Source organism: Acinetobacter sp. UBA3132 (assembly GCF_002364825.1).
GTDB classification, from domain to species: Bacteria; Pseudomonadota; Gammaproteobacteria; order Pseudomonadales; family Moraxellaceae; genus Acinetobacter; species Acinetobacter schindleri.
In genome coordinates, this window is record NZ_DEZM01000138.1 from 28,395 (window position 1) to 35,096 (window position 6,702).

Genomic DNA, 6,702 nt, shown 5'->3' on the forward strand with positions numbered 1-6,702 from the left:
AAGCGGGTTTTTTTAACATCAAATCTTAGGCAGATTTTTTTGTTTGTGCATTCTTGCGAATCGTAATCATCACCAGTTGAACCGCAGCAGGGGTTACACCCGGAATACGGCTTGCTTGCGCAAGTGTTTCTGGACGTACATCTTTTAACTTCAAGGTAATTTCACGAGAAAGACCTGAAACGATGTCATAGTTAAAATCAGCAGGAATCTTGGTTTCTTCCAAACGTTTCATTTGTGCAACGTCTTGATGCTGACGGTTAATATAACCTTCGTATTTCACCGCAATCTCAATTTGGTCGCCTACTTGCGCAGACACTTCTGAACCCGTCAACTCAGCAATTTGAGCGAAGGTAATGTTCGGACGTTTTAACAAATCAATCGCTGAACATTCCTTCGAAAGATCTGCACCTGTCATCTCAACGAATTTTTTGCCCATTGGATTGTTTGGTGCCGCCCAAAGATGTTGTAAACGGCCTGTTTCTTTTTCAACCGCTTCCATTTTCTCGCAGTAAGCCGCCCAACGCTCATCATCCACCAGACCCATTTCACGACCGATTGGTGTTAAACGTTGGTCTGCGTTGTCTTCACGCAGCATCAAACGATATTCCGCACGTGAAGTGAACATACGGTACGGTTCTTTGGTACCTAAAGTGATCAAGTCATCAACCAATACACCCATGTACGCTTCATCACGTTTTGGTGTCCATTGCTCTTGATCCCACGCACGACGTGCTGCGTTCAAGCCTGCCAGTAAACCTTGCGCACCTGCTTCTTCATAACCTGTTGTACCGTTGATTTGACCTGCAAAGTACAAGTTATTAATCGCTTTGGTTTCCAAAGTGAATTTCAACGCTTGCGGGTTGAAGTAATCGTATTCAATCGCATACCCTGGACGAAGAATGTGTGCATTCTCCATACCACGGATTGAGCGCACCAATTCAAACTGCACATCAAATGGCAATGATGTTGAAATACCATTTGGATACAACTCGTGCGTATCTAAACCTTCAGGCTCCAAGAACACTTGGTGAGAGTCTTTATCGGCAAAACGATGAATCTTGTCTTCAATGGATGGGCAGTAACGTGGACCGACACCTTCAATCATACCTGTGTACATTGGTGAACGATCTAAACCGCCACGGATAATGTCATGAGTTTTTTCATTGGTATGTGTAATCCAGCAGTTCACTTGTTCAGGGTGCATTGAAGCATCACCCATGAATGACATGGTCGGAGATGGGAAATCACCCGGCTGTGGTGTCATTACAGAGAAATCAACTGAACGTGCATCAATACGTGGGGGCGTGCCTGTTTTTAAACGACCGACTGGAAGTTGAAGTTCACGTAAACGATGCGCCAATGAAATTGATGGTGGATCGCCTGCACGACCACCGCTTGATTTTTCAAGACCGACGTGAATCACACCACCTAAGAATGTACCTGCAGTTAACACCACAGTTTTCGCATCAAAGCGAATACCCATTTGGGTTACTACACCTTTAACGGTATCGCCTTCAACAATCAGGTCATCCGCTGCTTGTTGAAAAATATCAAGATTCGCTTGGTTTTCTAATGTTTCACGAATCGCAGCTTTATAACGTACACGGTCAGCCTGCGCGCGCGTCGCACGAACCGCAGCACCTTTACGTGAGTTTAAAATTCGGAATTGGATACCGCCTTTGTCAGCAGCAAGTGCCATTGCACCGCCCAAGGCATCAATTTCACGCACCAAGTGCGATTTACCAATACCACCGATGGCTGGGTTACAGCTCATCTGCCCTAAAGTCTCAATATTGTGAGTTAAGAGTAAAGTCTGTCGACCCATACGCGCCGCAGCCAATGCTGCTTCCGTACCTGCGTGACCGCCACCGATCACAATGACATCGTATACTTTAGGATAGTGCATAGTGGTATTTGAGAGATTAAAAAAGGATAGCCGAAGATTATAGCAAAAATTGCAGAATAGTTGACAAATTCAGTGGAATTAATTCAAGGTCACCCTATCGTATTTTTATAAACCTTCTTAATTGTCACTTAATCTTTCATTTTTTAGCAAAACACCGATAAATCAATACATAGAGCTTGTATTGGTTACCTGATCGCAATTGTATGCAGCTGAGTATTTTCTAAGATGTAAATTTGACGCCACACGAAGAAAAAAGGTGAAATAAATGGATAAGAAAATATTATTTTCAATAATGCTCGGTGCACTATCAGTAACAGGCATGGCAACTGCAAATGATAAGGTTGCTAAAGTTTACAATCCAGATTTGTATCAAAAAGTCTGTAAAGGCAAATCAGCTGGTGATGCCGTAACTTTTGCTCATCGTGGTATTATCTGGAACGGAACCTGTGAACCACAGTTTTTTTCCAACTCTAAAACAGCCTTAATGGGTGATGAAGCTGAAATTTACAGTGCTTGTCAGGACGCTTCTGGAAACACCACAACCACCGTTAATGGTCAGGAAATTAGTGGTAAATGTGCCTTGGGCTTCACTCCCCCTCGACCTAAATAAAGCTCTTTGAAGTGATAAAAGAATAAATGGGCAAAATTGAGGTTTTGCCCATTTTCTATTGATTATTTAATAATTTACGTTAAACTTAATTTAAAAATGAAGATCCAATAATAAAAAGGACATTCTATGGATTCGGTATTTTTTGTTTTTTTATTGCCGGTACTGCTGGCAATTTTAATGATGGGGTTAGGACTTGAATTACGCGTCAAGGATTTTATTCGTGTATTCAACTATCCTAAGGTCATTTTTATTGCCTTATTTATCCAGCTGATCCTGTTGACCAGTCTGGCTTTTCTGATTTGTATCATATTGGATTTGCCGCCGCTACTGGCAGTGGGTTTAATGCTGCTGGCAGCCTCTCCGGGTGGACCAACTGCCAATCTTTTCAGCTACCTATATAAAGGTGATTTAGCGCTTAACTTCACCCTGACTACAATTAATACTTTTATATCGATCTTCACCCTGCCTTTTATTATTAATTTATCCTTACATTTTTTCCTGGGCAGTGACGATACCATTACCATGCCAGCCATGAAGATGGTTCAGGTATTTTTTATCATATTACTTCCTGTTATCTTCGGTATGGCATTACGGGCTAAATTCCCAAGGCTCACAATCACTGTCAATCGCTCAATGCGTATTTTCGCAATTGGCTTCCTCATTGCATTATTTGTATTTGCAGTCGTACGCGAACGCCATAATCTGATGGAATATTTCAATAGCATCGGAATTGCGACCGTAATTTTTGGCTTTTCCAGCCTGTTTATTGGTTATTGCCTACCTTTACTGCTTGGTATTCCAGACCGTCAGGCACGTGCTTGTACCTTTGAGGTGGGCATTCATAATACCGCTGTTGCCATAACTATCGCTATTACCGTATTAGGCAATAATACTATTGCCATCCCTGCGGGTATCTATACTATTGTCATGTACACTCTTGCCACCTTTTTTGGCATTATCCTGAGCCGTCAACGCATCATTTATCAGAAATCTAAGCATCGTTTATCAGATTTGTAAACACGCTATGTAAACCATAATTTCCTCTGTATGCTGGACTTAAAAATAGATAAAAAAGACATTTAAATAAGGAGTATACAGATGGATTCTGGCTTTATTACCATATTGTTACCACTGGCTTTAGCGATCATTATGATGGGGCTTGGACTTGAACTTACCCCACGTGACTTTAGCCGAGTGACCCGCCATCCCAAAGCTGTACTCATCGCACTTTTCTGTCAGCTGATTATCCTGGTGGGAATCGCCTTTGCACTATGTAAACTACTAGCTTTACCACCACTGTTATCAGTCGGTTTGATGCTCTTGGCTGCTTCTCCAGGCGGTGCCACAGCCAACCTGTTTAGCTACCTATTCAAAGGTGATCTAGCACTGAATATTACTTTGACAGCAATCAACTCAGTCATTGCTGCAATTACCCTGCCTTTAATTATTAACTTCTCGATCTTGCACTTCATGCAGGATGGTCAGCAAGTTGGCCTGCAATTTGGCAAAATTTTGCAGGTCTTTGCGATTATTCTGATTCCAGTTGGGATTGGCATGCTGATTCGTCATTATGCACCAGGTGTGACAGCAAAATTGAATCGACCACTGCGGATTTTTGCTATTACTTTTCTGGTTCTTATTATTGTCGCAACCATTGTGAAGGAACGTGCCAATATCAGTGAATATCTGACTCAAGTCGGACTGGCAACTGCCTTATTCTGTATCCTCAGCCTTGGCATCGGCTATCTGGTTCCACGACTCCTTAACATTAATAGCGCTCAAGCCCGCGCCAGTGCTTTTGAAATCGGCATTCATAACAGTACCCTTGCGATGACCATTGCCCTGACCGTGATTGGCAGCTCAGCAGTAGCAATGCCAGCGGCAGTTTATTCTATTTTTATGTATATATTTGCTGCAATTTTTGGCACTTTACTGAATCGACTTGCACCGCTTCAGGTACAAAAACCCCTGACAAATCTAGATTAGATAAAGTCTAAAACCTTCAGAAGGATGTCTCAGGCATCCTTTTTTTATTTACACCTGCACAGCAATCTAGCCGCACAAAAACCGGAACTTCCGTTACAATAGCTTTTTGAAAAGATATACATAAGGTTATTTCTGTGAAGTGGTTACAAATTCATATTACGGTTGATCAGGCTCAGGTTGATTTCACTGAAACATTACTCAGCTCGCTGGGTGCGGTGAGCGTGACGCTGGATGATGCTGAAAATCAGGATTTACTTGAACCACTTCCAGGTGAAACACCGTTGTGGAATAAAGTGATTGTTACCGGTATTTATGCACAAGAAGAGGGCGAAGAAATCGATGTCGACGCACTCGAAACCTTTATTCGTGCACAAATGCCTGAAGCGCCTATCCGTCATGAATTTCTGGAAGATCAAGCTTGGGAACGCACCTGGATGGATGCTTATGAGCCAATTCAGATTTCTGACAAGTTCTGGATTGTGCCAGAATGGATGGAACCACCGGAAGCAAATGCAGTAAATATCAAGCTCGATCCAGGTCTGGCTTTTGGTACAGGCAACCATGCCTCTACTTACCTTTGCCTGCAATGGCTGGGAAAAACAGATCTCAAAGACAAAATCGTCATTGACTATGGCTGTGGTTCAGGCATTTTAGCGGTTGCTGCCCTGCTACTTGGCGCGAAAAAAGCATATGCAACCGATATTGATCCACAAGCAGTCTTGGCCACCCAACAAAATGCTGAACTCAATGGTGTACTTGATCGGCTTTATGTAGGTTTACCGGAAGAATTTAACGAAGAGCTTGGTGCAACAAAAGCAGATGTTTTCGTTGCTAATATCTTGGCAGGTCCACTGATGATGCTTGAACCGCACTTTGCAGAATTGGTAAAAGCTGAGGGTGAATTTGCACTTGCGGGTGTTATTGAAGAACAAGTTACTGATGTTACTAGCATTTACTCTAATCATTTTGATATATTAGAAGTAGCGAAGCGTGATGAATACTGGTGTCGAATTTCTGGTAAACGCCATAAGAATTAAATAAGCGTGAATGTATGAGTGATAAACGAACCCTCTGCCCGACTTGTTCCACAATCTACAAAGTAACGGTTGCTCAGTTAACCATTGCTCAGGGTATGGTTTGTTGTCCCAAATGCACCACCTCATTTAATGCACTTTCTTATCTGGTGACCGAACCTCAGCCTTCGGCCACTGGCACCCCCCCTGAAGCTAATGTTGAGTCTCTTAGTCCAGCTCAACCTACATCACAATTTGATGCAGACTTATATAACAGCAAGATTTCTTCTCGCCTAAACAATCTTTTACATATTTTTGATGAAAAAGTTGAAAACTCGAATATTGATCTCAAAACCTATTTGAATAATCTAAACTATTTTAGTACCGAGCCCATCAGTGCCCTTCCAGCCATGAACTGGGAAGAAGATACAGATGACAGAAGTCAGCGCTCTATCTTGCAATATATTGGCTGGACAGCAATAAATGTATTGTTACTCGGCATATTAGTTTTTCAGTTCTTCTGGTTTAATCCACAGTACTTAAAGAATAGTCATGTGATGGGTACAGCGTTTAATGCTGTTTGTGATGTATTCAACTGTTCTAATATGGAAGAGCATTACGATCTGATTAATACCAAAAATGTTAAAGTCACGGCATCAGATTCGAAGCAAACCCGATTTACAGGTGAACTGATCAATTATCATGATCGCAGCCTGGCCATGCCAGTTTTGCGTCTCGACTTAAAAGATAATGGGGTGATTACTGCTTCCTATACGCTTTCACCTTCAGAATACCTGATTGAAAGTTTAGTGAGCATCCAGCGTATTCCAAAAAATAGTCCTTTTAAATTCGACTTTCAGGTTCCAGTCAAGCGAAAAAGTTTCGATAGCTATAGTTTAGAAATAATTCGTCCTTGATATTGAAAAAAACTATCAAAAAAGATAAAAAAACTAAAAAAAAATGCAGTTTTCTTGCTCACTTTTTTGTAGACAATGGTATTATACGCGCCACGAAAGCTATGTGCTGCCAACTCTTCGCTAATTTTTCACAACAAATACAGTCTTGCTAATGCGCTCTAACACTTATTGCGTATCATGCAGATTTTTTTGTTTGATTTTTGGTCGGTAACAAAAATTTAACAATTGTTACGCTTATATTTCGACCAACTGGCTGAGATGTGTCAAGCT

6 protein-coding genes are annotated in these 6,702 nt (G+C 41.6%); 5 read left to right on the forward strand and 1 reads right to left on the reverse strand.

The window, feature by feature from the left end; all coding sequences use genetic code 11:
- Positions 1–25: 25 nt before the first annotated feature.
- Positions 26–1,906, reverse strand: coding sequence for a tRNA uridine-5-carboxymethylaminomethyl(34) synthesis enzyme MnmG (mnmG, locus tag B4033_RS07455; protein ID WP_286832928.1), 1,881 nt, complete (start codon positions 1,904–1,906; stop codon positions 26–28).
- A 265-nt stretch (positions 1,907–2,171) separates the two neighbouring features.
- On the opposite strand from mnmG, the gene B4033_RS07460 reads away from it, so the two are divergent.
- The 5 genes from B4033_RS07460 (at position 2,172) to B4033_RS07480 (ending at position 6,432) form a co-directional block, all read left to right on the forward strand.
- The gene (locus tag B4033_RS07460) at positions 2,172–2,516 is read left to right on the forward strand and encodes a hypothetical protein (RefSeq protein WP_004894381.1); all 345 of its coding nucleotides are present in this window, start codon (positions 2,172–2,174) and stop codon (positions 2,514–2,516) included.
- 126 nt (positions 2,517–2,642) lie between these two features.
- The gene (locus B4033_RS07465; protein WP_286832930.1) at positions 2,643–3,533 is read left to right on the forward strand and encodes a bile acid:sodium symporter family protein; all 891 of its coding nucleotides are present in this window, start codon (positions 2,643–2,645) and stop codon (positions 3,531–3,533) included.
- 81 nt (positions 3,534–3,614) lie between these two features.
- A complete protein-coding gene (locus tag B4033_RS07470; protein ID WP_004812629.1) occupies positions 3,615–4,502 on the forward strand; it encodes a bile acid:sodium symporter family protein in 888 nt (295 codons plus the stop codon).
- Positions 4,503–4,636: 134 nt separating this feature from the next.
- Positions 4,637–5,539 carry a 50S ribosomal protein L11 methyltransferase gene (prmA, locus tag B4033_RS07475; protein ID WP_286832931.1) on the forward strand — a complete coding sequence of 301 codons (903 nt, stop codon included), beginning with the start codon at positions 4,637–4,639 and terminating at the stop codon, positions 5,537–5,539.
- Positions 5,540–5,553: 14 nt separating this feature from the next.
- The gene (locus B4033_RS07480; protein WP_071321278.1) at positions 5,554–6,432 is read left to right on the forward strand and encodes a DUF3426 domain-containing protein; all 879 of its coding nucleotides are present in this window, start codon (positions 5,554–5,556) and stop codon (positions 6,430–6,432) included.
- Positions 6,433–6,702: the final 270 nt, after the last annotated feature.

What these genes read in the sequence shown, in the direction of transcription:
- mnmG (WP_286832928.1), bottom strand. Translation starts at nt 1,906, where the DNA reads ATGCACTATCCTAAAGTATACGATGTCATTGTGATCGGTGGCGGTCAC.
- B4033_RS07465 (WP_286832930.1), top strand. Translation starts at nt 2,643, where the DNA reads ATGGATTCGGTATTTTTTGTTTTTTTATTGCCGGTACTGCTGGCAATT.
- B4033_RS07480 (WP_071321278.1), top strand. Translation starts at nt 5,554, where the DNA reads ATGAGTGATAAACGAACCCTCTGCCCGACTTGTTCCACAATCTACAAA.
- B4033_RS07470 (WP_004812629.1), top strand. Translation starts at nt 3,615, where the DNA reads ATGGATTCTGGCTTTATTACCATATTGTTACCACTGGCTTTAGCGATC.
- B4033_RS07460 (WP_004894381.1), top strand. Translation starts at nt 2,172, where the DNA reads ATGGATAAGAAAATATTATTTTCAATAATGCTCGGTGCACTATCAGTA.